General features: G+C 60.7%; 25 protein-coding genes and 3 pseudogenes. 19 read left to right on the top strand and 9 right to left on the bottom strand.

The genetic code is table 11. From position 1 onward, the window contains the following. Together LGN19_RS36260 and LGN19_RS36255 are read right to left on the bottom strand one after the other, a co-directional pair. Positions 1–174: pseudogene (locus tag LGN19_RS36260) on the bottom strand (polyamine ABC transporter ATP-binding protein); the annotation flags it as partial. Positions 175–185: 11 nt separating this feature from the next. Next, complete coding sequence (locus tag LGN19_RS36255) at positions 186–1,307, bottom strand: polyamine ABC transporter substrate-binding protein (protein ID WP_413227265.1); 1,122 nt, start codon at positions 1,305–1,307, stop codon at positions 186–188. A 238-nt stretch (positions 1,308–1,545) separates the two neighbouring features. On the opposite strand from LGN19_RS36255, the gene LGN19_RS36250 reads away from it, so the two are divergent. Then, complete coding sequence (locus tag LGN19_RS36250; protein WP_122950180.1) at positions 1,546–2,379, top strand: helix-turn-helix transcriptional regulator; 834 nt, start codon at positions 1,546–1,548, stop codon at positions 2,377–2,379. A 350-nt stretch (positions 2,380–2,729) separates the two neighbouring features. Here LGN19_RS36250 and LGN19_RS36245 read toward each other — a convergent pair whose 3' ends face one another. Then, a complete protein-coding gene (locus tag LGN19_RS36245) occupies positions 2,730–3,203 on the bottom strand; it encodes an Lrp/AsnC family transcriptional regulator (RefSeq protein ID WP_226219900.1) in 474 nt (157 codons plus the stop codon). A 181-nt stretch (positions 3,204–3,384) separates the two neighbouring features. Between LGN19_RS36245 and LGN19_RS36240 the strand changes: the two genes are divergently transcribed. The 14 genes and pseudogenes from LGN19_RS36240 (at position 3,385) to LGN19_RS36175 (ending at position 18,458) form a co-directional block, all read left to right on the top strand. Further along, positions 3,385–4,215: an alpha/beta hydrolase gene (locus LGN19_RS36240; RefSeq protein WP_226219899.1), complete on the top strand. Its 831-nt coding sequence runs from the start codon at positions 3,385–3,387 to the stop codon at positions 4,213–4,215. Next, entirely contained in the window at positions 4,215–5,156 is a 942-nt protein-coding gene (locus LGN19_RS36235; protein ID WP_226219898.1) for a tryptophan 2,3-dioxygenase, read from the top strand. The genes LGN19_RS36240 and LGN19_RS36235 overlap by 1 nt, the downstream gene beginning before the upstream one ends. Beyond that, on the top strand, positions 5,156–6,388 hold the full coding sequence (kynU, locus tag LGN19_RS36230; RefSeq protein WP_226219897.1) for a kynureninase: 1,233 nt from the start codon (positions 5,156–5,158) through the stop codon (positions 6,386–6,388). The genes LGN19_RS36235 and kynU overlap by 1 nt, the downstream gene beginning before the upstream one ends. Before the next feature lie 74 nt (positions 6,389–6,462). Then, on the top strand, positions 6,463–7,860 hold the full coding sequence (locus LGN19_RS36225) for an amino acid permease (protein ID WP_226219896.1): 1,398 nt from the start codon (positions 6,463–6,465) through the stop codon (positions 7,858–7,860). 63 nt (positions 7,861–7,923) lie between these two features. Further along, the gene (locus LGN19_RS36220) at positions 7,924–9,045 is read left to right on the top strand and encodes a cupin domain-containing protein (protein ID WP_226219895.1); all 1,122 of its coding nucleotides are present in this window, start codon (positions 7,924–7,926) and stop codon (positions 9,043–9,045) included. Between the two features lie 67 nt (positions 9,046–9,112). Further along, a complete protein-coding gene (locus LGN19_RS36215; protein ID WP_226219894.1) occupies positions 9,113–10,054 on the top strand; it encodes a fumarylacetoacetate hydrolase family protein in 942 nt (313 codons plus the stop codon). A 27-nt stretch (positions 10,055–10,081) separates the two neighbouring features. After that, positions 10,082–11,095 (top strand): carbon-nitrogen hydrolase family protein, encoded by a 1,014-nt coding sequence (locus LGN19_RS36210; RefSeq protein WP_226219893.1) that lies wholly within the window; start codon positions 10,082–10,084, stop codon positions 11,093–11,095. Beyond that, positions 11,092–11,889, top strand: a complete 798-nt coding sequence (locus LGN19_RS36205) for an Asp/Glu racemase (RefSeq protein WP_319000678.1) — start codon at positions 11,092–11,094, stop codon at positions 11,887–11,889. The genes LGN19_RS36210 and LGN19_RS36205 overlap by 4 nt, the downstream gene beginning before the upstream one ends. A gap of 35 nt (positions 11,890–11,924) precedes the next feature. After that, positions 11,925–12,545: a flavin reductase family protein gene (locus LGN19_RS36200; protein WP_226219892.1), complete on the top strand. Its 621-nt coding sequence runs from the start codon at positions 11,925–11,927 to the stop codon at positions 12,543–12,545. 107 nt (positions 12,546–12,652) lie between these two features. Beyond that, positions 12,653–13,741, top strand: coding sequence for a porin (locus tag LGN19_RS36195; protein WP_226219891.1), 1,089 nt, complete (start codon positions 12,653–12,655; stop codon positions 13,739–13,741). A 300-nt stretch (positions 13,742–14,041) separates the two neighbouring features. Further along, positions 14,042–15,352: an MFS transporter gene (locus tag LGN19_RS36190; RefSeq protein ID WP_226219890.1), complete on the top strand. Its 1,311-nt coding sequence runs from the start codon at positions 14,042–14,044 to the stop codon at positions 15,350–15,352. Between the two features lie 97 nt (positions 15,353–15,449). Further along, positions 15,450–17,045: pseudogene (locus tag LGN19_RS36185) on the top strand (sulfatase). Positions 17,046–17,054: 9 nt separating this feature from the next. Further along, positions 17,055–17,222, top strand: coding sequence for a LuxR C-terminal-related transcriptional regulator (locus LGN19_RS36180; protein WP_226219889.1), 168 nt, complete (start codon positions 17,055–17,057; stop codon positions 17,220–17,222). A gap of 63 nt (positions 17,223–17,285) precedes the next feature. Continuing rightward, positions 17,286–18,458, top strand: coding sequence for a porin (locus LGN19_RS36175; RefSeq protein WP_226219888.1), 1,173 nt, complete (start codon positions 17,286–17,288; stop codon positions 18,456–18,458). Positions 18,459–18,621: 163 nt separating this feature from the next. On the opposite strand, the gene LGN19_RS36170 is transcribed toward LGN19_RS36175, so the two are convergent. Further along, the gene (locus LGN19_RS36170; protein ID WP_226219887.1) at positions 18,622–19,419 is read right to left on the bottom strand and encodes an SDR family NAD(P)-dependent oxidoreductase; all 798 of its coding nucleotides are present in this window, start codon (positions 19,417–19,419) and stop codon (positions 18,622–18,624) included. A 99-nt stretch (positions 19,420–19,518) separates the two neighbouring features. On the opposite strand from LGN19_RS36170, the gene LGN19_RS36165 reads away from it, so the two are divergent. Next, positions 19,519–19,896 (top strand): heavy metal-responsive transcriptional regulator, encoded by a 378-nt coding sequence (locus LGN19_RS36165; RefSeq protein ID WP_226219886.1) that lies wholly within the window; start codon positions 19,519–19,521, stop codon positions 19,894–19,896. A gap of 100 nt (positions 19,897–19,996) precedes the next feature. Here LGN19_RS36165 and LGN19_RS36160 read toward each other — a convergent pair whose 3' ends face one another. Next, a complete protein-coding gene (locus LGN19_RS36160) occupies positions 19,997–20,164 on the bottom strand; it encodes a hypothetical protein (protein ID WP_226219885.1) in 168 nt (55 codons plus the stop codon). On the opposite strand from LGN19_RS36160, the gene LGN19_RS36155 reads away from it, so the two are divergent. Next, entirely contained in the window at positions 20,163–21,059 is an 897-nt protein-coding gene (locus LGN19_RS36155; protein WP_226219902.1) for a 3-keto-5-aminohexanoate cleavage protein, read from the top strand. The genes LGN19_RS36160 and LGN19_RS36155 overlap by 2 nt on opposite strands. A gap of 119 nt (positions 21,060–21,178) precedes the next feature. Here the strand turns inward: LGN19_RS36155 and LGN19_RS36150 are convergent, their stop codons facing one another. Further along, positions 21,179–22,630 carry a PLP-dependent aminotransferase family protein gene (locus LGN19_RS36150; protein WP_226219884.1) on the bottom strand — a complete coding sequence of 484 codons (1,452 nt, stop codon included), beginning with the start codon at positions 22,628–22,630 and terminating at the stop codon, positions 21,179–21,181. Between the two features lie 92 nt (positions 22,631–22,722). Between LGN19_RS36150 and LGN19_RS36145 the strand changes: the two genes are divergently transcribed. Continuing rightward, on the top strand, positions 22,723–23,289 hold the full coding sequence (locus tag LGN19_RS36145) for a DJ-1/PfpI family protein (protein WP_226219883.1): 567 nt from the start codon (positions 22,723–22,725) through the stop codon (positions 23,287–23,289). 587 nt (positions 23,290–23,876) lie between these two features. Here LGN19_RS36145 and LGN19_RS36140 read toward each other — a convergent pair. Next, positions 23,877–24,299, bottom strand: coding sequence for a GNAT family N-acetyltransferase (locus tag LGN19_RS36140; RefSeq protein ID WP_226219882.1), 423 nt, complete (start codon positions 24,297–24,299; stop codon positions 23,877–23,879). A gap of 529 nt (positions 24,300–24,828) precedes the next feature. On the opposite strand from LGN19_RS36140, the gene LGN19_RS36135 reads away from it, so the two are divergent. Next, positions 24,829–25,473 (top strand): glutathione S-transferase family protein, encoded by a 645-nt coding sequence (locus LGN19_RS36135; protein WP_226219901.1) that lies wholly within the window; start codon positions 24,829–24,831, stop codon positions 25,471–25,473. Here the strand turns inward: LGN19_RS36135 and LGN19_RS36130 are convergent. After that, positions 25,470–25,771 (bottom strand): annotated as a pseudogene (locus tag LGN19_RS36130) (hypothetical protein); the annotation flags it as partial. The gene LGN19_RS36135 and the pseudogene LGN19_RS36130 sit on opposite strands and share 4 nt — an antisense overlap. Before the next feature lies 1 nt (position 25,772). Then, positions 25,773–26,705: a LysR family transcriptional regulator gene (locus LGN19_RS36125; RefSeq protein ID WP_122950183.1), complete on the bottom strand. Its 933-nt coding sequence runs from the start codon at positions 26,703–26,705 to the stop codon at positions 25,773–25,775. Positions 26,706–26,851: the final 146 nt, after the last annotated feature.

The following is a 26,851-nucleotide window of genomic DNA, read 5'->3' as shown; positions in this document are numbered from 1 at the left end:
GCCTGAGCTGCCGAGCAGCGCGAACAGCTCGTTCTTCGCGATCGTCAGGTTCACGTTGTCGACGGCCGTGCTGTCGCCGAATTTCTTCACGACGTTTTCGATGCGGACGAACGCGTCGTTCGTCGCGCGGGTGGCGCCGGCCGCGGCCGGCGCATCGGGCAGGGTGTGGTTCATGGCCGCCTCCCTCAACCGCCCGACTTCAACTGCAGCCACAGGCGGTTCTGCATCCGCGCGATGTCGGCGCTGCGCGGCATCGCGAGCGACGTCTTCGCGATCGTGGCGTCGGACAGGTAGATGCTCGGGTCCTGCACGATCGCCGGTGTCACGAACGGGCGCGCGGCCTTGTTGGCGCTCGGGTAGAAGATCTCGTTCGTGATCGCCGCGTTGGTCTTCGGGTCCTCGATGTAGTTGATCCACTTCAGCGCGGCTTCCGGATGCGGCGCATCCTTAGGGATTGCCATCACGTCGAACCACAGCAGGCCGCCTTCCTTCGGATTCACATAGCGGATCTCGTACGCGCGCTTCGCGTCCAGCGTGCGTCGCCGCGCAATGCCGACGTCGCCCGACCAGCCGAGCACGACGCACACATCGTTGTTCGCCAGGTCGTCCGCATAGCCGGCCGAGCTGAACTGCGTGACGTACGGGCGGATCTTCTTCAGCACGTCGTAGGCCGCCTGGTAATCGGCCGGGTTCTTGCTCTCGGGATCCTTGCCCAGGTACTGCAGCGCCGCCGCGAACGCGGCGTCCGGCGCGTCGAGCAGCGAGATGCCGCAGCCTTTCAGCTTCGCCGCGTTCGCCGGGTCGAACAGCAGCGCCCAGCTGTCGGTCGGCGCGCTGTCGCCGAGCCGCTTCCTGACGGCCTCGACGTTGTAGCCGATGCCCGTCGTGCCCCACGCCCACGGTATGCCGTACTGGTTGCCGGGATCGGCCTTCGCGACCATCTTCATCAGCACCGGGTCGAGGTTCGCGAGATTCGGCAGCTTCGACTTGTCGAGCTTCTGGTACACGCCGGCCTGGATCTGCTGCGCGAGATAGTTCGACGTCGGCACGACGATGTCGTAGCCCGAGCTGCCGGCCAGCAGCTTGGTCTGCAGCGTGTCGTCGCTGTCGTAGCTGTCGTAGCGGACCCTGATGCCCGCCTGTTTCTCGAACACCGGCACCGTGTCCTTCGCGATGTATTCGGACCAGTTGTAGACGTTCAGGTTGGCATCGCCGGCATGCACCGGCAGGCTTGCCGCGGCGGCAAGGCTCGCCGACATGACGAACATGGCACGGACGGCCGGACGACAGCGAAATCGGACACGCATGGGGATCTCCAGAGAGTTGTAATCGGCCGTTGCGCCACACTCGGGTGGACTTGCGGCAACGCCGTCAGACGGTTTCGGCACAGGGGTCAATGTAGAGATCGCGATTCGTACCGTCAGTCCCGAAAACCGGGACAAGCGAGGTCGTGTACCGGGGCCGTTTGAGTGGATTCCCATCTAGGCAATCGAAAATCGTCGTGATACGAGTAGCGCCACCTGAAATTTCCCGATACCCGAGGCCATGGACGCTGCGCTCCCCTCCCCCGATCTGCCGCTGAGTCACGTCGCATTCGTGACGGAAACGCTGGGCGATATCGCGCAGGCCGTCGGCACGCCGCAGTTCATGCGCGCCGTCTACGACACGCTCGTGCGCTATGCCGACTTCGACGCGGTGCACCTCGACTACGAACGGGTCGCGCCGTCGGGCCGGCGCAGCGTCGGCTGGATCGGCAGCTTCGGCCGCGAGCCCGAACTCGTCACGCAGGTGATGCGTCACTACTACCGGAGCTATGCGAGCGACGATGCGACCTACGCGGCCATCGACAGCGAAAGCGACATGCAGCTCGTCCAGGTGTCCGCGCAACGCGTCGCGAGCGAGATCCGCCATCAGTTCTTCGACAGCGGCGACATCCACGACGAATGCGTGATCGCCGGCGTCACGCTCGGCACGCGCTATTCGATCTCGATCGCGCGCTCGCGGCGGCTGCCGCCGTTTTCATTGAAGGAGTTGAGCCTGCTGAAGCAGCTGTCGCAGGTGGTGCTGCCGCTGGCGTCCGCGCACAAGCGGCTGCTCGGCGCGGTGTCGGCCGACGGCAGCGAGTGCGACGAACTCGATCTCGATCACGTCGCGCAATGGCTGCCGGAATGGCAGGAACGGCTGACCGCGCGCGAGCTGCACGTGTGCGCGTCGTTCATCCAGGGCATGACCTCGGCCGCGATCGCGCAGTCGATGGGGCTCAAGACGTCCACCGTCGACACGTACGCGAAGCGCGCATTTGCGAAGCTCGGCGTCGATTCGCGCCGGCAGCTGATGACGCTCGTCCTGAGAAACGCGTCGCGGCGGCACGACGCATAACGCTCGTCGTCCGGCTGCAGGCCGGTTGCGCATGCATACATGGCCGCGCCCGGCCATGACGATTCGACAATTTATTTGATGTACTGAATATTAACGGTACCGCCACCGGGAGCTGCATCGTTCGGTTTGACCTGAGCGCAATGGAAGCCGTTCAGACACGTCTCGGCGAGGAACCGTGTCAGCCGCTTGAGCAGCCAAAACCGGCCATCATCCGTCGTCCCTCTTCATGGACGCATCAACCCGGCCTGCAGCGCCTTTTGAATAGCGAATCGGTCGACACGGCCCGGACGAACGGCTCGCGGTTTTCGCCATGACCCGACACGAATCGATCGATTCGCTCGTCCCACCGACTAGCCCGGCAATGGCAGGTTGTGCGCTTCCTTGATGGTATGCATCACGAATGCACTTCTTACTTCCCTCACATGAGGCAGCGCCGCCAGTTTTCTTCTGCTGAAGTCGGCAAAGCTGTCGAGGTCGGCCGCAACCACTCTGAGCAGATAATCCTCGACGCCGGAAAGGATGTAACAGGACAGGACCTGGTCAACAGTTTGCAGCGCTTGTTCGAACTCGACCGCGTCCGACTCCCGGTGCGACGAGATCTTGACGAACACGAACGCATCGATTCCCAGGCCGAGCGCCTTGCGGTCCAGGTCGAGGTGATAGCCCGCGATGACCCCCGTCTCCTCCATCCGCTTGACGCGCCGCCAGCAGGGCGACAGGGAACTGTTGGTTGCCTCGGCCAGCGCGGCCATCGACATGCGAGGGTCCGACTGGAGGTGCGTCAGGATCTGGATGTCCGCCGGACTCAGGGATACGGGCTTCATGGCTGCCTCTTGCTACGTGAAAATGGTAAGGGTTATCCCTTTCTTCGAACATATCGGCAAATCTTGTCTCATTTCGACTCGAGCCGGACAAATTTTATCAGTCTACCCGGCCCGCCGAGGAAAAAGAGAAAAGAAAAACCGAGACCGGGGCCCTAGAATTTTGTTCATTCAGGAGCCGCGAATGTTTGAACACCCCGCACATTTCTCGCTTGACCGGGAATACTCACCGAGTTCCGCCGCGCCGAACTATCGTGACGCCGTCGCCGCGTACGCCAGCAAAAGCGCGGAAGTGCTGGATACCCTTCCCGGCCGGCGGTTGTCCTACGGGCCATCGCCCGACGAATACGTCATCGTGTTCGAGCCCGACATGCCGGGTCGCCGCAAGATGCTGGTCTTTATCCACGGTGGATACTGGCAAGAACTCTCCGCCGACGAATCGTGCTTTCCCGCGGGCGAACTCCTCGAGCGGGGAATCGCATACGCGTCGATCAACTACACGCTCGCGCCCGACGCATCGATCGCGCACATCGCCGCCCAATGCGGCTCGGCGCTTCGCACGATTGCACACGAGTATCCCGACACCTCGTTCGTATTGGCAGGCAGTTCGGCGGGGGCCCATCTTGCGGCAATGCTCGCCACGATGGACTGGGCGCCGGCGGATATACGGCGGCTCTCGGGATATCTCCTGATCTCGGGGATTTACGACCTGTGTCCGATCACGCATACGTATATCAACGCACCGCTGAAGCTGGATCTGATTCAAGCCAGGGCGGTAAGCCCGGCATTTCTTCCGGTGCGGCACGTCGCGCCCTCCGTCGTGTGCTGGGGCGAGCACGAAACGTCGGAGTTCAAACGGCAAAGCGCTGAACATGCGGAACGTCTGGCGCAACATGGTGTGCCGGTTGAACTTTTCGAAGTTTCAAACCGAAACCATTTTGACATCCTGTTCGATTTGTCTGACCCGGTCACCCAACTGGGGAAAGCGGTCGATAACCTGTTCGGAGAAGAGTAATGGCTGCAACTCGTGTACGTGTCATCCCCCAAGTTCGCAATCCGGCACTGGAATTGTCGCTGGTGAAAAACATCGCCACCTCCACCAACGAGAGTCGCGAGGACGCGGTGAAGTCCACCTCTGGCGAGCCGATGGTGGACTTCGAAGGAAAGAGTAACCCGTTCATCGACTATCACCGCAACGACCTTCTGCTGAGCCTGCAGCACATGCGCAGCGAAGGTCATGACGAGATGGTCTTCATCCTCATGACACAGTGCAAGGAGCTGACGTTCAAGGCCATTCACTACGAGTTGTACAACATGCAGTTGCGCATCAAGCAGGACGATCTAGCGGGCGCGCTCGCGCTGGCCCCTCGGGTGAAGCGGCTGTTCGAATATCTGGTCAAGACGTGGGATGTGCTGTCCACGATCACGACGAACGGCTTCAATGAGTTCCGCGACTGCCTCGGCGTCTCGTCCGGCCAACAGTCGTACATGTATCGGCACGTCGAGTTCATCCTGGGCAACAAATCGGTTCGACTCGCCAACGCTCATGTGAACAACCCGGACGTATTCCCGCAGATCAAGCACTCCCTGAACTCGCCGAGTCTGTATGACGACGTACTCGCGCTGCTCCACCGCCGCGGCGTTGCCGTACCGGCGAATGCACTGAATCGGGACTGGGCCGCGACCTACGCGTCGAACCCCGAGGTCGAGCAGGCGTGGCTCGCCGTGTACGCGGACCCGACTCCCGACAACGATCTCTATGTCCTAGGCGAAGCATTGATCGAAATTGCCGACCTGTTCTCGCAGTACCGCTGGCGGCACTTCGTTTCGGTCGAGCGCATCCTGGGCTTCAAGCCGGGCACGGGCGGGTCGGCCGGCGTGGGCTGGCTCAAGCAGGTCGTCGAGCACCGTTTCTTCCCGGAACTCTGGGCAATCCGTACCGTACTGGGGGCGTGATGACCTTCGCTGAACAAACCGCACTGCCCGCCTCGCACGTCGATCCTTTCGCGCTGACGCGTGCCCGGTTCGCCCTCCCGTCGGGTATTCGGTATTTCGACGGCAATTCGCTGGGCCCGCTTCCCGCCGCCGCCCAGACACAGGCCTACATCACGACGACACACGAGTGGGGCGAGGGCCTGATTCGCTCCTGGCAAGGCGCGCAGTGGAACACGCTGCCCCGGCGTGTCGGCGATCGCATCGGCCGCCTGGTCGGTGCGGCGCCGGGTCAGGTCGTGGCATGCGACTCGACCTCGGTGAACCTCTTCAAGGTGCTGACGGCTGCTGCCCGTCTGCGCCCCGGGCGCAAACTGCTCGTCACCGACGCCACGTCGTTCCCGACCGACCTCTACATCGCCGAGCAGGTCGCGCGTCTGACAGGCCTGGAAGTCGTCAGCGTTCCCGCGCGGCAGATTCCCAAGGCGCTGAACGACAAGGTGGCAGCAGTGCTGCTGTGCCACGTCGATTACCGCACGTCGGAGATCTATGACCTGGGCAGTCTCGCGAAAGCAGCACACGATGTGGATGCGTTGCTGGTCGCCGATCTATCCCATTCTGCAGGTGCGTTGCCCTGCGATCTCGATGCCCACGGAGTCGACTTCGCGGTGGGCTGCGGCTACAAGTATCTGAATGGCGGCCCGGGTGCCCCCGCATTTTTGTATGCGGCCGCCCGCCACATTCCGGCATGCGAACAACCGCTTTCCGGGTGGTTCGGACACGCGGCACCGTTCGAGTTCACGTCATCGTACGATCCCGCTCCAGGTATCGAGCGCTTTCTCTGCGGGACAAACCAGGTGATCGCGCTGTCGATTCTGCTCCGCTCGCTGGAGGTTTTCGACGGCGTGTCGATCGACGATATTCGAACGCGCAGCCTGGCGTTGACCGCTCGCTTCATCAAGGGAAGCGAAGAACGCCTGGCACGTCACGGCTTCGTGATTGCCTCGCCCCAGGAAGCGATCAAACGGGGAAGTCATGTTTCGCTTCGACATCCGCAGGGATACGCAATCATGCAAGAGTTGATCGAGCGCGGCGTCATCGGCGATTTCCGGATGCCTGACTTCATGCGGTTCGGCTTCGCGCCGCTCTTCAACACGCTGGAAGAAGTCGACGAACTCGTCGACCAGATCGATCAAATCATGGAAGAGTGCGCCTGGGACAAGCCGCAATACGCTCAGCGACGAGACTTCACGTAACCGATCGTTCCAGTTCCGAATCTCAACGTCAATCCAATTAAATAAGCATTCCACATTAATATAAGGAGGATGCCGTGTCGGAAGTAAACCAGTTTCAGGCGATCGCTGATCGTGAGCGCGGGCTGCGGAAAAGCTTGACCTCGCCACAACTGACCATGATTGCCATCGGAGGGGCGATTGGTACGGGGCTGTTTCTGGGCAGCGGCGCGGCCATTCAGGTTGCCGGCCCGAGTGTGATTCTCAGTTTCACGATAGGTGCATGCGTCGCACTGCTGCTGATGGGTTGCCTTGCCGAAATGGTCGTAACCCACCCGACAACAGGATCCTTTGGTTCGTATGCAGAACACTACCTTGGGGGGCTTGCCGGCTTCGTGGTCCGCTACGCTTACTGGATTTCCGTCGTACTGGTGATCGGTGCGGAGGTGACGGCGATCTCGGTCTACATGAAGTTCTGGTTTCCGAATTCACCCAGCTGGATCTGGATCGTGGTGTTCTCCACTGCCCTTGTCGGCTTGAACGCCCGAAGCGTCGGATCATTCGGGTTCGCCGAATACTGGTTCACGGTCGTCAAGGTTGCAGCCATCGTCGGGTTCATTCTCCTCGGCAGCTATACGGTGTTCACGGCTGCGCCGAATCATGGTATCGGGTTCGCCAATTTTTACTCAAACGGTGGCTTTTTCCCGAACGGTTGGTCTGGCATGTGGAATGCCGTCGTCGTCGCTATTTTCAGCTTCATCGGGATCGAGTTCATTGCCGTTGCCGCCGGAGAAGCGACTGATCCTCAGCGCGCGGCCCGTGGTGCATTCAAGTCAGCGGTATTCCGGTTGGTCTTCTTTTATTTGTTGACTATCGGCTTGATGCTGGCGATTGTGCCCTGGCAATCCGCTGGAACCGGAAAGAGCCCTTTCGTGCTGGTAATGGAGCGCATGGGTTTGCCCTGGGGCGCGAGCGTGATGAACTTCATCGTTCTGATGGCAGCCCTGTCCGCGATGAATTCCCAACTCTACGTTGCCACCCGGATGATCTTCAGTCTCTCCCGTAGCGGGCACGCCCCGACCAGCTTGAGCGTGGTCGGCTCGAACGGTGTCCCGCACCGATGCCTCATCGCCTCGTCGTTCGGCGTCGCTTTTGCTGCAGCAATGAGTGTTGTTCTTCCGGGCGGCTCGTTCATTCTCGTCATGTCGATCGCGATGTTCGGCGCGCTTTTCAGCTGGTTCATGATTTTCGTGACCCATTACCGGTTCCGCCGCGCGTGTGAGCGAGATGGCGTCGCTTTGGCATTCCGCCTGCCGGCATTCCCGTTCTTGACTTGGCTCGGCGCAAGCTTGATGGTCGCCATCATCGGGTCGACGTACTTCGTTCCGGCATTCCGGATGACGGTTGTGACCGGTGTGCCTCTCGTTGCACTTTTAGTCGTGGCCTACGCCTTCATTCGAAAGCGACCGGTGCCGGCAGCGGCCATCGTGGAATAAGCAATCGTCCTTATTCGATCTCCGATCAATTACATCAAGTTCAGGAATTCTAAGGATTCCAATGTGAAAACGACTTACGATACCTATCGGGAGAACGTGGTCGGACGGGCCAACGTCGAGGATTCGCCCGAGCTCGTGGCGTACTACCGGGATCTCGAGCGACTGAGCACCGGCGCGCTCTGGACCGTGGCCAACAAGATCGAGCCGTGGCAGCCGAAGTCCGATTCCGTCCCGGTGCTCTGGCGTTATGCCGACCTGCGGGAAAGCGTGCTTCGATCAGTCTCGCTGGTCAGCCCGGAGAAAGCCGGTCGGCGGGTGATCTACCTCGACAATCCTGGTCGTCGCGATGTCGCCGCCGCCGTGGGTTGGCTGTATTCCGGCCTGCAAGTCATGCACCCGGGGGAACGCGCCAGCGCCCATGCTCATTCGTCGTCGGCCCTGCGTTTCATCATGGAGGGTCGAGGCGCATACACGATCGTCGATGGTCACAAGATGACACTGGGAGCCAACGATTTCGTGCTCACCCCGAACGGGACGTGGCACGAGCATGGCGTCGAGGACGATGGCTCGCCCTGCATCTGGCAGGACGGGCTGGACATTCCGCTGGTCAATGCGCTCGAGGCCGGCTTCTATGCGGTCCATCCCGACTTGCAGCAGGCCGTTGGATTTCCGGTCGACGACTCGCTGAACATCTGGGGAGCCGCCGGCCTGCGTCCTCACGATGCCGGGTGGGCAAAACCCTACTCGCCCCTGTTCAAATACCAGTGGGAACCGACCTACGAGGCATTGCAGCGATATGCCGGGGCACGTGACGACAATCCGTTTGACGGGGCGTTGATGCACTACACCAACCCTGTCAATGGCGGCCATGTGATGGTCACTATCGGCGCGAGCATGCAACTGCTTCGTCCGGGCTTCACCGGCAAGGCTCATCGACACACTGGCAGCTTCCTCTACCAAGTCGCCAAGGGCCGAGGGCACTCCATCATCAATGGGCAGCGCTTCGACTGGCAGGAGCGCGACATCTTTTGCGTGCCTTCCTGGGCATGGCATGAGCACGTCAATGCATCCGCGTCGGAGGATGCGTGCCTGTTCTGTTTCAACGATCGGCCGGTGATGGAAAAGCTCGCGCTGTACCGGGAAGAAGCCCTCGCCGACAACGACGGGCACCAACCCGTGTTGTAAACGACATCTCGCCGAGCCCGTCACGCGAATTCTCTCAACGCCCCGTATTTCTCTTCTCCCGTACATCATGCGACTTGTTACCTACCGCACTCATGTGACTGCCCCAGCCCGTCTGGGTGCAATCGTCGAAGACCTGGTGATCGATCTCGAGCGCCTCGGCACACATGCCGGCGAAGGCATTCCGTCCGACATGCTCGACTTCATCGATCTGGGACCACACGCTGTGACGACCACTACAGCGCTGCTGAGTCATTACAAGGACAAATGGCCGCTGCACGTCGCGCTGCCTTTGGCCAACGTCCGATTGCTGGCTCCGATTCCCCGGCCGCGCAAGAACATCTTCGGCATCGGCCTGAACTACGTCGAACACGTGGCGGAGTCGAGCCGCTCACTGGATACGTCAGCGGATCTGCCGAAACAGCCGGTGATCTTCTCCAAGCCGCCGACGACGGTGATCGGGCCGGGTGATGCCATCGAGCACAACGAAGGCATCACCCGCCAACTCGACTGGGAGGTCGAGCTGGCCGTCGTGATCGGTCAGCGCGCCAAGGGTGTCACGGCAAGCCGAGCACTCGACCACGTGTTCGGCTACACCGTCATCAACGATATCAGCGCACGCGACAATCGCCGCGCCGGCCAGTGGATCTATTCGAAGGGCCAAGATACTTACGCGCCCCTCGGGCCGGTCATCGTTACCGCTGACGAGATTGCCGATCCGCATAACCTCAATCTGGGCCTGACGGTCAACGGCGTGGAGAAGCAGAACTCCAACACCCGCCACCTGCTGTTCAAGATCGACACGCTGATCGCCGGCATCAGTGCCGCCATCACGCTGGAACCGGGCGACATCATCGCGACCGGCACGCCGTCGGGAGTCGGCGCTGGTCGGACGCCGCAGGAATGGATGTGGCCCGGCGACGTGATCGAGGCATGGGTCGAAGGAATCGGCTCACTGCGCAATCCGGTCGTGGCAGTGGGGGACGAGCCTCGCACAGGACGCGAACAGTGATTGCGGCGGCCAACAGGAGCAATCGACATGCTTGAACTTCCTGCATTCAAGGCGGCGACCGTACAGACGTCGCCGGTCTTCCTCGATACCGACGCCACCGTCGACAAGGTCGTGCGCCTGATTGGCGAAGCGGCAGGTAACGGTGCGCGCCTGATCGCCTTCCCGGAGGTGTTTGTTTCAGCCTACCCCTATTGGAGCTGGCTTGGCGACCCGGTCAGGGGCAGCGCCTGGTTCGAACGGCTGGTGCGATCGGCGATCGAGATCCCGGGGCCAGAGATCACCAAGATCGCCCAAGCCGCCGCGCGTCACCGCATCAACGTCGTGGTTGGGGTCAACGAGCGCAGCCCTCACTCGATCGGGACGCTTTACAACACGCTCGTCACCGTCTCCGACGACGGATGCATCCTGGGGCGTCATCGCAAACTGGTACCGACCTGGGCCGAGAAGCTCAGTTGGGGGCCGGGCGACGCTTCCGCATTGCGAGTCCATCAAACCAGCGTTGGTCCGCTCGGGGCGCTGGCGTGTGGCGAGAACACCAACACGCTGGCGCGCTTCTCGCTGATCGCGCAAGGTGAACTGGTCCATGTTGCCAGCTACATCTCGCTTCCGGTGGCACCAGCCGACTACGACATGGCCGAAGCGATCAAGGTGCGATCCGCTGCGCACAGCTTCGAAGGCAAGCTGTTCACGATCGTTTCCTGCTCGACGATTTCGGAAGAAATCATCGCGGCACTCGAGCCCGACTACCCGGATGCGCGCGAGCGGCTCGGCCGGCGAAACAGTGCCTTTTCCGGCTTCCTCGGACCGGATGGGCGAACCATTGGCCGGCCGCTCGTCGACGAGGAAGGTCTCGCTTACGCGGAAATCGACCTCAACCGCTGCATCCAGCCGCGCCAAATGCACGACATCGCGGGCCAATACAACCGCTTCGACATCTTCGACCTGCGCGTCAACCGCAAGCCGCTTCAGCCCGTCCGGTTCGACGGGAGCGATGCCGAACCGATCGAACTCGACAGCGATTTTCCGGAGCAACAGGCATGACCGACACTCGTTCGACTCTCGAGTCGCCCCGCCCCGATGCGGCGCGCCGCGCTTTCCGCATCGGCCAGATCGTGCCGTCCTCCAACACGACGATGGAGACGGAAATCCCCGCGGTGCTGCGCGCACGCGAAGCCCTTGGCCCAGAGCGCTTCACATACCATTCCAGTCGCATGCGAATGAAACACGTGACAAAGGAAGAACTGGCGGCAATGGACGCCGACAGCGATCGATGCGCGCTGGAGTTGTCCGACGCACGCGTCGATGTTCTCGGCTATGCATGCCTCGTTGCGATCATGAGCATGGGCCCGGGATATCACCGAATCTCGGAAGCACGGCTGCATCAACGCACGGTGGAAAACGACGGGGCCGCTCCTGTAGTAACCAGCGCGGGCGCCCTGGTCGACGGGCTGAAGTTGATCGGCGCGAAGCGCGTGTCGATCCTTGCGCCGTACATGAAACCGCTGACTCGCCTGGTCATCGATTACATCGAGAGCGAGGGAATCGAGGTCGTAGACAGCATTTCGCTCGAGATTCCCGACAACCTGGACGTGGGACGTCAGGATCCGCGCGCGCCGATCGAGATCACGCGGAAGCTCAAGACCACCGGCGTGGACGCCGTCGTTGCGTCCGCGTGCGTGCAGATGCCGTCGCTGCCGTCGATACAGCCGATCGAAGACCGAATCGGAGTGCCGGTGATTTCTTCCGCCGTGGCGACCAGCCACCAGATGCTCAGGCGGTTGGGGCTGACGACGGCGATCCCGGGATTCGGGGCCCTTTTTTCCGGACGCTACTAAGTAGCACCACGGCTTCGATGCGAGGGGAGCGTCCGATGTTCGACGAAATTTACAGCTACGAGCCTGCCAAAGGGCACGGATTGAAACACGATCCGCTCGCGTCCATTCTTGGCCCGCGGCCTATAGGATGGATTTCTACCCGATCGGTGGACGGACATTCAAATCTAGCGCCGTACAGCTTTTTCAACGTCTTCAATTACAAACCGCCGATCGTGGCCTTTTCCAGCGTCGGCTGGAAGGACACCATTCGTAACGTCCAGGAGACTGGCGAATTCGTTGTCAATCTGGCGACGAGGAATTTAGCCAAACAGGTCAACCTGACCAGCGCAGAGGTGCCGGCGGACACCGACGAATTCCTGCTGGCGAACCTCACCCCGCTACCGTGCACCTCCGTTTCGGTTGCACGTGTTGCGGAAAGTCCGGTTGCGCTCGAATGCAGGCTGCTTGGCATGCATCAGTTGCGGGACCTGGGGGGCAACCCGGTAGAAACGTGGCTGGCGCTCGGGCAGATCACCGCTGTCCACATCGCAAAGCTGTTTCTGAAGGATGGTGTTTACGACCCCGGCGTGGCTCGCCCCATCCTTCGCGGAGGCGGAACCGGAGACTACTTCGAGATCAAGCCCGATGCATTATTTCAAATGCCTCGCCCGAAATAAATTCCCCAATTTATTTCTTATTGCAATTCTTAATTAAATCAATAAATAAGAAAAATAATCAAGCCGATTCATGTTGAAGATCATTATTCAAGTGAGGAGACGTACAAGTGAAGATCGTTTATCGGTTTGGAGTTTCCGTATTGGCTGCCGGTATTTTCAGCCCCGTGGCATTCGCACAAAGCTCCGTCACCTTGTACGGCATTGTCGATACCAGTTTGCGCTACCTGACGAACGCGAATTCACGCAACGACGGACAAGTTGCCATGGGCGTAGGTGTCGAAACACCGAGCCGCTTTGGCCTGAAGGGTGTCGAGGATCTCGGTGGCGGCACGTCGGCAATTTTCAAGCTGGAGAATCAGTTCCAGCTCTGGTCCGGAAAACTGGACAACTCGAGCAACACGCTGTTCCAGCGTAACGCATACGTCGGCCTTTCGAACGACAAGTACGGCACATTGACCTTCGGTCGCCAACAAACCCCTTTCTTCGAAATGATGGCCAGCAAGTACGACCCGATGACCGTCGGCGACTTCTGGCAGGACAGCTGGATCTACAACGGCGTAGGCCCATTCTTCTCCGCCGTCAATTCCGTCAAGTATTCGGGACAATTCAGCAACCTGCGCGTGAAATCGATCTACGGATTCGGCGGCGTTGCCGGTAGTGTCGGCCTCAACAGCATGTACGGTTTCGCTGCTTCTTATGACGCGGGGCCGCTGTCCGCAGGCGTGGGCTATCAGCAAAACGACCATCAGGGCAAAAAGTTCAAGATCGCGAACGTGAGCGCGACCTACTCGATCACCGCGGCAGTCAAGCTGCTCGGCGGCTGGTTGCATGCACAGGACCATACAGGTCTTACCGACGTAGACATGCAGCAACCCGGCGCATCCAAGCTTGCGGGCGTGAGCCCCAACCGAATCGACGATAGCTTTTACGTCGGCTCGTCGGTCCTGGCAACACCGCAGCTGAACCTGACATTCGCTGGCTATTACGGCCACACACGCAACGCGGCCAACGTCGACGGCTCGCTCGGAACCGGGATCAATTACTCCGCGACGTTGCTCGCGGAGTATGCGTTGTCGAAACGAACAGAGGTGTATGGAACGGTGGATGTCACGCACGGCAACGGGGTGTTCCGCGCGGATTACCCGGGACGCAACACGCAGACCGGTGTTGCCGTCGGGATGCGGAATGTCTTTTGATCGACAGGCGACAGGCCGGCGATCGCTACGAGCACGGCACAGGCTCGCGCCCGATTTTCCGTTACCCGTGCGGCTTGCCGGAATCATACGTCCTGCATTGCCCGGTGCGGCAGTGTATGAGCCGATGGTGGGCGAGGACGCACCTGCAACACGATGGCCGGCAAACATCGGCTGGTTTTGCGCATACGCGGCACTTTCGGCTGGACCGGGGTGCGATTCGCCATGGAGCAAGCAATTCACGCAGGCGCATTTGAAGGCGGCACATATTCGCTACCCCGAGACGGGGTACAAGGAGACAGCATGAACGAGATTCTCAGGCGCCGGCGCCTCATTTTTGCATCGACTGCCGGAAACATTCTGGAATGGTACGACTTCATTTCGTTTGGCTTCATGCTAAACATCATTTCGAACCACTTCTTTCCTTCGTCGAGTCCGACCAGTGCGCTTCTGATGAGCGCCGGCACATTCGGCGCCGCGTATGTCATGCGTCCGATCGGCGGTGTGATTTTCGGTATCTATGCGGATCGGCACGGCAGAAAATCGGCGCTCCTGTGGGTCATCGCGCTCATGTCTCTGTCGACCGCGATGATCGGGTTCTCGCCCACCTACCAGAGCATAGGCGTCGTCGCCAGCGTGCTGCTGGTTGTGGCCCGTTTGCTGCAAGGCGCTTCGGCCGGCGGCGAGTTCGGCAGCGCGACGTCGCTGCTGATCGAATCAGCGCCCGCCGAAAAGCGCGGGTTGTACGGCAGCTTCCAACTGTTCTCCCAATATGCCGCCGGCTTTCTGGCCGCTGTGACGGGGGCGCTTATCACGCTTGCACTCACCCCCGCGCAGCTTGATGCGTGGGGATGGCGCGTGCCGTTCCTGTTTGGTCTGCTGATCGGCCCCGTGGGGCTCTACGTGCGACGGAAAATCGATGAGCCCGAAGAGTTCAAGGTCGCATCCCGCACGGCGGGGAAACGCTCGGCCGCCGCAATACTGTGGAGCGTGCTGCGCGCTCATCCTCGGGAGCTGCTGGTGACGACGGGGCTGGTTGGCGGGATGGCCATTCTTCAGTTCGTGTTTGGTGTGTTCATGCCAACTTTTGCGACACGGTATCTGAAGCTTTCGCCCCAAATTCCGTTCATCATTATCTCGATCACAGCGATATTGCGAATGATCGTGTGTCCTGCTTTTGGTGCGCTGTCCGATCGCCTCGGGCGCAAACCCGTGATGGCATGGGGGTACGCATTGATGCTCGTATCCGTCTATCCGCTCTTTGTCTGGGTTGTGCATGCACCGAGCTTCTTTACCTTGTTCACGGCGGAAATCGTGTTCAGCATCCTGTCCGCGATGTGCCTTGGGCCGGTCTCGACCACGGTGGCGGAGATTTTCCCGACGGAGATCCGATCGACATCCGTTTCCGTTTCCTACAATGTCGCATCGACCGTTTTCGGCGGCTTCACACCGTTCATCATTACGTTGTTGATTCAGAGAACAGGCGATCTGCTCTCGATTGCCTATTACGTTACGTTTGGCGTTGTGCTTGGCCTCGTCTCGACCTTGTTTCTTCCGCCCATGTCGTCCGGCATCCGCAGCGGGACGACATCGGCGAGCCCTCGAATCGGATGACACGCAACACCCGTAACCTTGAGCTTTCACACAATCATGCCGTCGCATGCTTCGTATGACTGGCTCATCGAATTGAACGATAGTGCTGGCGAACCATATGAAAACCTCACCGACTTCTCCGAATTTTCTGTTCATCATCACTGACCAGCAGCGCGCGGATCATCTGGGCGCGTACGGCAATCGCATCGTTGCCACGCCCAACCTCGACCGGATCGCCGCCCATGGCTGGCTCGCAGACGAAATGCATGTTGCGTCGCCAATCTGCATGCCCAATCGTGCGAGCCTGCTGACGGGGCGTTATCCGTCCGTTCATGGCGTCCGTCACAACGGCATTCCGCTGTCGTTGCGCGCCACGACATTTGTCGAGGTTCTGCGACAGGCAGGGTATGCCACCGCGCTCGTCGGCAAGGCGCATATCCAGGGCATGACCGATGATTTGCCGGTGTGGCCGCTGAACAGGGATACGGAAGCTCATCCGACTCTCGAGGCCTTCGCAGATGAACCGGGACGCTATAACCAGGAAAAACGGGGCTGCTGGCTTGCGGGTGAAGACTTCGATGTCGACCGGCCGTTTTACGGATTCGAGCACGTCGACCTTGTCGACGATCATGGCGACGCGGTGCATGGCCACTATCGACACTGGCTACGCAAGCATCATCCAGAGATCGAGGCCCTGATCGGCCCCTAGGCGGCAATGCCGGCGCCGGCCTACAAGCTGACGGAGATTGGCCAGGCGTGGCGCACCCGCGTCCCGGAAGAACTGTATCCGAGCGCATACATCGCGGATCGGACCATCGACAAACTGAAGGAGTACGCGTCCCGCGACCAGCCGTTCTTCCTGCAATGCTCTTTCCCCGACCCGCATCAGCCGTTCACCCCGCCCGGACGCTTCTGGGACATGTATGCCCCCGAGGACGTCGAATTGCCCGCCTCGTTTCACGGTAACGTTGCACCACCGCCCCATGTTCGATGGTTATACGAACAGCGGGAACGAGGCATCCTGAGTTTCAGCACGACTTCTTCGTTTGCCTGTGACGAGCGCGAGGCCCGCGAGGCGATCGCGTTGAATTACGCGTCAATCACGAACATCGACACCCAGATCGGCAAGGTCGTCGACGCATTGACGGCGCTTGGCTTGCGCGAAAACACCGTCATCGTATTCACGAGCGACCATGGCGACTACATGGGCGATCACCGTCTTCTGCTGAAGGGACCGATTCACTATCGCGGGCTCATCCGCACCCCGTTCATCTGGTCGGATCCCGCTTTACCGGACGGGGCGTGCCGCAGCAGCGCGTTGACCAGCACCGTGGATATCGCCCCGACGATTCTCGCCCGCGCGGGGGTAAAGCCTTTCAACGGCGTCCAGGGCAAAAATATGCTCGACCTGATGTCCGGCGCGAAGTCACAACTGCGCGAGCACCTGCTGATCGAGGAAGAGGGGCAGCGAATCACGCTGGGTTTCGATAGCCGGATTCGGTGCCGCACGCTTCTGTCCGACGGGTACCGTCTTACCGTCTACGATGGCACGGACTGGGGCGAACTCTATGATCTGAGAAAGGATCCAGACGAGCTCAACAACAGGTGGGACGATGCGGGATGCGCCGGCACCCGTCACGCGTTGATGGAAAGATTGATGCGCAGCATGCTCGAACACACCACCGAAAGCCCGTTTCCCACGTCCCTGGCTTGATCCAGGTGCTTGACCTCGGCCGCCATCGCGCGGTCGATGGGACTCAAGACGCCCACCGTCGACACCTACGCGAGGCGTGCGTTCGCGAAGCTCGGCGTCGACTCCTGCCAGCCCGTTGCGCGCGCATCCATCTCCGCGCCGCCTCATAACGATCCGACAATTTATTGGTTCCCTTGACGATGCGCTGTCCGTATCGTTCACCGACTCGCCAGACCATTCGACCAACGGGGGAATCCAACAATGAAACAGATCCGTTCATTCGCACTGCTCGCGCTGCCGGCCGCGCTCTATGCCGCCGGCGCTCACGCACAAAGCAGTGTCACGCTGTACGGCATCGTCGATGCCGGCATCGCCTACGTGCACAACGCGCAGAACGCGAACGGCAGCAACGCGTCGAGCCTCGTCAAGTTCAGCAGCGGCAACCTGTCGGGCAGCCGCTGGGGGCTGCGCGGCACCGAGGATCTCGGCGGCGGCCTGGCCGCGCTGTTCCAGCTCGAGAACGGCTTCAACGTCGGCACCGGCGCACTCGGCCAGGGCCAGCGCGAATTCGGACGCAAGGCCGTCGTCGGCCTCGCAAGCAGCACGTACGGCACCGTGACGCTCGGCCGCCAGTACGATCCGGTCGTCGATCTCGTGCAGGGTCTCACGCAGGACAACTACTTCGGCGGCGTGTTCGCGACGCCGGGTGACCTCGACAACTACGACAACAGCCTGCGCGTCAGCAACTCGGTGAAGTACACGAGCCCGCTGATCTCGGGCTTCCAGTTCGAGGGCCTGTACGGCTTCGGCGGCGTCGCGGGCGCCACCGGCAGCGGCCGCACGTACAGCTTCGGCGCGAGTTACGCGAACGGGCCGCTGTCGCTCGGTGCCGGCTTCTTCTACGCGAACGGCGGCTCCACCGTGGCGAACGGCGTGCGCAACTGGTCGAGCAGCTCGGACACGCTGTTCAACACCGTGATCAACCAGGGCTTCTCGAGCGCGAAGTCGATCCAGATCGTGCGCGTGGCCGGCCAGTACGTGGCCGGACCCGCCACCTTCGGCCTCGCGTATTCGAATACGCAGTACGGCGCGGACACGCTGTCGGCGTTCAGCCAGAACGCGAAGTTCAACAACGGCTCGGCGTTCTTCAACTGGCAGTTCTCGCCGGCATTGCGCGCGGGGGTCGGCTACAACTACACGTCGCTGACGGGCCCGTCTTCCGCGCACTACAACCAGGTCAACCTCGGCGCGGACTACGCGCTGTCGAAACGCACCGACCTGTATGCGCTGTTCGGCTACCAGAAGGCGAGCGGCAACACGCTTAACGCAAACGGCGCGGTCGTGAAGGCCGCCGCGTCGGTCGGCTCGTATGGCGTGAACTCCGGCACCGATACGCAGGAACTCGCGATCGTCGGGATTCGCCACAAGTTCTGATCGCGTCGCCGCGCGGCCACCACGACGACATTCGGCAGGCGCGCACCGCGGTGCGCGCCTGCCGGCGTTTACACTGTCGCGATCCCGTTCCGCACGACACAAGGAGGCCGGCATGCTGACCGTATGGGTCCGCCGCAATGCATTCAACGTCCAGAGCAAGCTCCTAAGCTTGCCGCGGCCTGAGGATCTTCTCGACGAGCAGAGCGGCGCCTTGACGGCTCAATAGTCGCTGCAGGTTCGCGAGCAGCCGGTTCTTCGCCCCCACGACCCGGTGGCTCCTGTTGCGATCCACCGCCCAAAATGCTTCCTGGATCACACGCGCAACGGGCATCGGCGTGCCGACGGCGGCCTCTTTTGCGCCAACGACGTCGAAGAAGGCGGTTTGCGTCGCCCCCGGACACAGCGCGACCACCCGGACGCCTCGATGCCGGTTCTCAGCCCAAACGGCTTCGGAAAATGAAAGAAGAAACGCCTTCGTGGCGCCGTAGATGGCCATGTACGGATCGGGCTGAAATGCCGCCGTCGACGCAACGTTAATGACGACGCCGTTGGATTTCGCCTGCATTCCCGGCAACACAAGATGGGTTAGCTCGACCGCGGCCATGCAATTTACCAGCACTTCGTCGCGTTGACGGGCCAACGGAATGGCTTCGAAGCGCCCGTACGCTGCAAAGCCCGCGTTGTTGACCAGTACATCAACCACCTTTCCGCTAGCCCTCAGGTGATCGGCAACCGCGTCTACGGCGCCGGATGTTCTCAAATCGGCAGCCAGAAAATCCGCGTCGCACGCGTAATCGCGTCGTAGCTCCTCGGAGAGGTCGTGCAGCGTGTCGTGCGAGCGAGCCACCAGCAGCAGCCTGGCTCCTTGTCTGGCCAGGGCGTAAGCAAACGCACGTCCGATGCCGGACGATGCGCCCGTCATGAGTGCTGTTTTTCCACGGAAATCAAAGCGGGTTGTCATCGCGTGCCGACAGAGTCAAGGATGAGCGGCACGGTAAACCGTTGACTATAGGCTACGGTCAAGCCCTAATATCGTTTCAAGACTTCGGATGGAGGTGGCATGCGCATTGGCGAACTATGCAGGCAGGCGGGCGTTTCTCGCGATACCGTTCGCTACTACGAAAGAATGGGGCTATTGGACAAGGCAACGCAGCCTCACGTAACCAATACCTACAAGCAGTACTCCGCGCTTTCGTTGCAGCGGATACGACTGATCGTCCACGCCAAGGCGCTCGGCTTCACGCTGGCGGAAATTCGCGACGTTATCGAGGTTTGGGATAGCCCGAACTTTGGGACTGCACGGAAGGTCGCCTGTCTGCACGCAAAGCTCAAGGAGCTTGATGAAAAGAGTCATGCGCTGAGCGCACTGCGCGCAGGGCTGCTGAACGCGCTGGATAAGGTCGGCGGCGAGTGTATCGAGACTGAAATGGCGACGTGATGTCAGGTGGAACGCCCTGCGGGATAACGAGCTCGTCGACGTTGAGTTCGGTACCTGCCAAGGTCCCTGCCCGAGCCTGCGCATCGCTCCCGACGCGGTACTACCTGCCGCGCGATGGCCGCCAGCGATTGGCGCGTCGCACCAGCATGCCGTTCAGCAGTGCATCGATGGCCTGCTCCGCATGCTGCTCCGTCTGCTCGGCAGTCATCGGTCCGACGCCATAGACCCGCTTCGCCAGATGCGTGGCGGATTGAATGGCCGTGAGCATGCCGGTCATCATGATGCTGGCATGTTCGCGCGGGTATCTTCCCCTTACGCCCGAAGAGATTGCCTCCAGCGCGATCGGCGCTGCGCAGGCAGGCGCCGCCATCGTCCACCTCCACGCGCGCGATCCCGTGGACGGACGGCCTTCGCAGGATCTCGCGCTATTTCGCCGATTCGTGCCTGTCATCAAGGAGGCATCGGACGTCGTGATCAACCTGACCACCGGTGGTGCCCCCTCGATGAGTGTCGAGGAGCGCTTGCAGCCGGCGCTGCGACTGCAGCCTGAAGTCGCCTCCCTCAACATGGGCTCGATGAACTTCGGGCTGTATGAGCTTCTCGGCCGCTTCAAGGAATTCAAACACGATTGGGAGCGCCCGTACCTCGAGCGAAGCGAGGACGGAATCTTCAAAAATACGTTCAAGGATATTGCCTACATTCTGCAGTCGTGCAGCGAGAACCAGACGCGATTCGAGATCGAATGCTACGACATCGGGCACCTGTACACCGCGGCTCACTTCCTCGATCGCGCGCTCCTGAAGCCGCCGTTGCTCATCCAGTCGGTGTTTGGGCTGCGGGGCGGCATCGGTGCGCACGCCGAGGACATCCTGCATATGCGCCGCACCGCCGACCGGCTCTTCGGCAGGGACTATGTGTGGTCGGTGCTGGGAGCTGGACGGCATCAGATGCCTGCAGCGGCGATCTCGGCCTCGATAGGCGGGAACGTGCGCGTCGGCCTGGAGGATTCGCTATGGGACGGGGTTGGCAAATTGGCCGAATGCAATGCTGCACAGGTGCTGCGCGTACGCAGCATCATCGAAGCCCTGTCGCTGGACATTGCCACCCCTGAAGAAGCGCGGACCATGCTGAAACTGAAAGGGCGCGACAACGTCGGATTTTGACCGCGATTTCCGGACTCCCGGCGGCAGGCGCCTCGCGAGGCCACTGTCGGTCAGCCCGGTCCAGCGTAGGCTGAAATGCACTCATGGCAGGTCAGCGACGGCCCGCGGCAGACCTGCAGCTAGCCCGCTCTTGCCTTCGCCTTGGATGCCCTGGGGACTTGCGCAGTGGCGAGCGCACCGACGCGGTCAAGTGCGGCCAGTAATTTAGGTGTGATCGACTGCGCGCAATTGACGCGTACATGATGCGCGTACTTCGTCCCTTCAGGGCAGAACATGGAGCCGGGGCAAATGCTGATCCCCTCCCGGCCAGCGGCCTCGTGAAGCAACACTGCGTCGACATATTCCGGAAGTTCCACCCACAGCAGGAATCCGTCTTCGGGGTAACACAGCTTGGTACCGTGCGGCCAGGTTGCGGCGATGCGCGATGAGATTGTGCGCACCGATGCTTTGATGCGCTCGGCGTAGCGACGAAGGTGGCGATCATAGTCACCGGTCGAAAGCATCTCGGCTACGGCTGCCTCAAGCAACGGCGCACCGGCCAGGCTTGCCTCAACGCGTGCCTCCAGAACCGCGTCGAAGTAACGGCCCGGCGCAAGCCAACCGATGCGCCAACCCGGAGCCAAGGTCTTCGAAACCGAAGTGCAATAGAGAACATTGCCCGACTCATCAAAGGCCTTGCATGCTGGCGCGCGAGGTTTCCCGGCAGAAAGATCACCATACACATCATCCTCGATGAGGGGCACCCCAGCATCGTCCAGGAGACGAACCAGCGCGCGCTTTTGCTCCACCGGCATCGTGAATCCCAAGGGATTGTTCGCGGTGGGTATGGACACCACCGCACTGACTCTTCGGCATTGCAGAATCTGCTCAAGCGCCCCCAACTCCATCCCGGTGCGCGGATGGGTCGGCACTTCTATTGCCCGCAGCCCCAAACTCCGCAGATGCATCAGCGTGCCGAAGTAGCAGGGAGACTCCACCGCAACGATGTCGCCAGGACGACAGGTCGCCATCAGCGCCAGCCTCATGGCCTGGCTTTGACCATCCGTGACGACAAGCTGATCGGGCGAGATATGCAGCCCCCAGCGCCCGGCACGTCGAGCGATCTGATTGCGCAGATCGACGCGGCCCGGGGGCACACTGTAGGAGAGCGCCGCTGCCCCCAGCCTGCGACTGACATTCGCCGTGGCACGCATCAGGGCTGCCTTGGGAAGCCATTCGGCACAGGGCGACGCGGCACCCAGTGCCACGAGCTCAGGCGATCTCAGTTGGGTGAAAAACCTGTGAATGTTCGACGTCAGGGTGACGGGGCGAGCTTTCAATTTCGGGCGCGAAAGACCCGGTTCCGGCGGTATTTCCCGAGTGACGAAAAATCCTGACCGGGGCCGGGCCACCGCCAGGCCACTCGCCTCCAGCAAACGGAGCGCATGCTCCGCCGTCGGCGCGCTCACTTCTTCAATCTGGGCAAGATGCCGAACCGACGGGAGCCTTGCCCCTGGAGCGAGGTCCCCGCGACGAATCGCGGCCCGCAGCCGTTCAGCGATGGACTGATACGAGGGAATGGCATCTTTCATCTGTATAGCTCATAAATTCGATTAACTGACTATACAGATAGACCGCGAGCTTGAGGAGAATCTAGTCCCCAACACCTTATAGGAGACCAAGGATGAAGGTCGCCATTCTCGCCTACGATGGTTTCACTGACGTCGACCTGTTCCTGCCGTGGGACCTTTTCAATCGGGTTCAGGATCCCGACTACGTCGCATACAAAGGCCCGTGGTCCGTGAGAATCTGTTCGGATACGCCACAACTTACGTCAAACACGGGGATTACGATCGCGTCTCATTCAAATCTGGAAGCACTTCAGGTGGCTGACGCCGTTTTCATCGTCAGCGGCCCCGGCTCCCGTGCAAAGCTTGCGGATCCGGTCTTTATGCGTCGACTGAAGCTGAACCCCGAAAAGCAGGTAATTGCTGGCATCGACTCGGGCGTTCTATTCATGGCTAAGCTCGGCCTGCTCGATGGCCTGACCGCGACGACATACCCGGGAGTTTTTCCGGAGCTCGAGGCAATGGGCGTGGAGACGGTCCGTGAGCCGCTTGTCACGCACGGCCGCATCGCCACGGCCGGTGGATGTCTGGCCACCCAAGACCTCTGCGGTTGGGTCGTCGCCCACCTCCTGGGCAAAGACATTTCAGACAGCATGCTCAAGATGATCGAAAAAGTTGAATAGGATGTCGAAGCAAATGACGTCGAGCGCGAAGTGTCATGGCCGACTTGACGGGGCAAACTTCATCTACATTGCTCGCAACAACGAATCTCACGATAGGAGCATGTATCGGTGCCGGAGCAAGCCCAACTTCGGCTCGACAAGACCCCGGACGCGATGACAGTTCGCAGGCGAACCACCGTCGAACATGTCTTCGGAGCGTTCAAGCACTGGATGGGCTGCCCGCGCTTCCTGGCACGCAGGCTGGCCAACGTAGGTACCGGGACGAGTCGGCACGTGCTGGCCTACCACCTCAAGAGCGTGCTGAAAATACCGGGGTGTTCGAGATCAATGAAAGCGACGCGGCAAGCGGGTGCGCAAGCACCTACCCGTTGTGCCCGCCAAGCGCACCGAAGACGATGGTTCACAAGACAACAGAGCCGTTCAGGCGTTCGTCATCGCCGAATTGGCAGCAGAAACAGTAAAGCAAGGCAAGACGCGCAGGTGGCCGAGTGTGCTTCGGATGAATCTGCGTTTCCACACGGCCTCGACCCATTGGTGCCGATCACGAAGGGCGGCTATCGGAACAAAGCCAATTCACGGCACCGTCATCACAACGTCTTTTGGAAATAGAATCGGGTATGTCCCGGTGGATAATCCACCAGATGTCCGAACTCGGAGTAGCCAAGCTTTCGATAAAACCCTGGCGCTTGAAAGCTGAAGGTCTCAAGCCAGATACCGATGCAGTGTTTTTTCTGCGCCATTTCTTCGGCCATGCGCATCAGCCGCTCTCCAATACCCTGGTTACGCATTTGCTCTGGAACGCTAACAAGATCGATGAGTAGCCATCGATAGGAGATCTTCCCGAACAGTCCGCCAATGACTTCATTGGTGCCGGGGTCCCGCAGCAATAGCGCAAATGCTTCATGGGCGTCGTCCCCGCCGTTGGCCAGGTTATGGGCCAGCAACGGGATCAGAATTTTCAGTCGTTCTGCTTCAGTTGCATTTTCCAAAATCTGAATTTGTACAGACACGGCACTTTCCCTGAATATCGAGTAACTGATTCAACAATCCATCGCATTTGTTTCATCTTACGGTAAATCACCGAATACATCAAAGTCGTCTGATGCTTTAATTGATATGAATGGCCACTTCTGGCCGAGATGGAATGGACATCGCCCGCCCTTTGGGGACGCAGGTCCGGCAGATGCGCAGAGGTGCTCCGGAGCCAATCGGCATCCATGTGCCAGAGTCGAGTTTAGACACGTCCATCCGTAGACCAAATCGAAGTTGTCACCGTTTTCAAAGTCGTCACTGATCGCGCTCAACGCGGACGGCGCAGTCGTGAAGGCCGCCGCGTCGGTCGGCTCGTATGGCGTGAACTCCGGCACCGATACGCAGGAACTCTGCGATCGTCGGGATTCGCCACAAGTTCTGAGTGCGTCGCCGCACGGCGACAACGACAACGACAACGACGACATTCGGCAGGCGCGCACCGCGGTGCGCGCCTGCCGGCGTTTACACTGTCCGCGATCCCGTTCCGCACGACACAAGGAGGCCGGCATGCTGACCGTATGGGGGCGCCGCAATGCATTCAACGTCCAGAAAGTGATGTGGCTCGTCGACGAACTCGCGCTCGCGCATCGGCACGTGCCGGCCGGCGGGCAATTCGGCGTGCTCGACACGCCCGGCTTTCTCGCGATGAACCCGCACGGGCGCGTGCCGGTGATCGACGACGGCGGCACGGTCGTCTGGGAATCGCACAGCATCCTGCGCTACCTCGCCGCGCGTTACGGACGCCCCGGCTTCTGGCGTGACGATCCCGCCGAGCAGTCGCGCGCCGATCGCTGGATGGACTGGTCGCAAACCACGCTGCAGCCGACGTTCCTGAACGGCGTGTTCCGGGGCTTCTTCCGGACGCCGCCCGAGCAGCGCGACACGGCGCGCGTCGAGCAAAGCATCGCGCAGTGCGCGCAGCACTTCCAGGCGCTCGATGCGGCGCTGGCCGGGCAGCCGTTCCTCGCAGGCGACGCGCTCACGCTCGCCGACATCGCGGCCGGCACGCACCTGTATCGCTATTTCGAGCTCGACATCGCACGGCCGGACATCCCGCACGTGCAAGCGTGGTACGAACGGCTGAAAGCGCGGCCCGCGTATCGCACGCATGTGATGATTCCGTTCGACGACTTGCGCGGGCGGCTCGATTAACCGTGAAGCGTCAGGAGGTAGCTTCTCAACGCGGGAAGTCTGGCCATCCGCGCCATGCCATCGCATGGTGCCGTGAGCACGATACCGGTTGTCGTGATGCTGCCAGCTCGCCCGGGCGTCGCTGCGATGCCCGGCGTTCTGATACGTCGACGCATCGGCCCACTTCGTCTGAATGCATCGCTTTGAAGACAATCCGAGCGTGATCGTCCACGGCAACGATCAGATACGCCCAACCCACGCCGTCCACCGTATCGCAGCGAGCGCCGGTGATGCGATGATCGGGGCGACCGATGCGGCCGCTATCGGCTTTCTGGCGCAGCGTCGACCGGATGCCCTACGTCACGCAACGACGCGATCAATCTCTGCCTGACGGTCTGAACCTTGATCGAATGGCGATTATGTGGCGGATAGGCGATAAAGAGCCAATCGCCGTATTTGGGCAATGGCTTGGCGGAACTGGTCTCCATGATCGGAACGAGTTTTCCGGCAGCCAACTCGGCACCCACCAGCCAATATGGCATCAGAATAATGCCCTGGTTTGAAATCGCCGCAGAAATAACCGCATCCGACATATTGGACGAGAATGCGCCTTGAGGCAGGAAGTGCGTCACACCTGCCTTGTCCTCGAATACCCAATGTTTGTCGAGACCAAGTATTTCGTGCCGTATGCAGCGATGATTTTTCAATTCATCGATTTCTTCCGGAACGCCGTATCGAGACAAATACTTCGGGCTCGCGCACAGCACATGCGTATTCGGCGTGAGCCGGTGCTGAATCAACGACAAGGATTGATCCTCGCCGACCCGAATTCCCATATCAAAACCCTGAGTCACCAGATCACGGTATTCATCACTGAGATCAAGCTCTATTTCGAGCTCCGGGAATTCGTCAAGCAATGCCGGAATGATGTCGATCAGATAACGGCGTCCAAAGTTCTCAGGCGCCGTGATACGCATCCTTCCCGACATATCTTCCGTCACGCCTCTGATCGCCTTCAGCGTCTCGTCCAGTTGGGTCAGCTGGACGCGCGATTGCAGAAGCCGGTACCCGGCTTCGGTCAGCGATAGCTGGCGCGTCGAGCGGATGAACAACGTCGCGCCCAGGTTTTGCTCCAGCTGGTTGATGAGGCGCGTGATCGAAGAAATGGCGACCTGACGGGTGCGCGCAACTGCGGAGAAGCTCCCCTGATCGGCAACTTCAAGGAACAGTCGAACTGCGGCGATGGTGTCCATGGATCACTCGATTCATATTTTGCGCAAAGCGCAAGGCACCTTTCGAACTCGCGAAGTGCCTGCTACCGGGGGAAAGAGAATACCATTTCAAGGTCAGAAAAAGATTGCGCGTTGCGATGAATAAACTCGCGATATCGGCGCGATTA

Origin of the sequence: Burkholderia sp. AU30198, from assembly GCF_020419825.1 — a bacterium.
In the GTDB taxonomy this organism is placed as follows: domain Bacteria; phylum Pseudomonadota; class Gammaproteobacteria; order Burkholderiales; family Burkholderiaceae; genus Burkholderia.
This window is presented reverse-complemented; position numbering and strand designations above follow the sequence as displayed.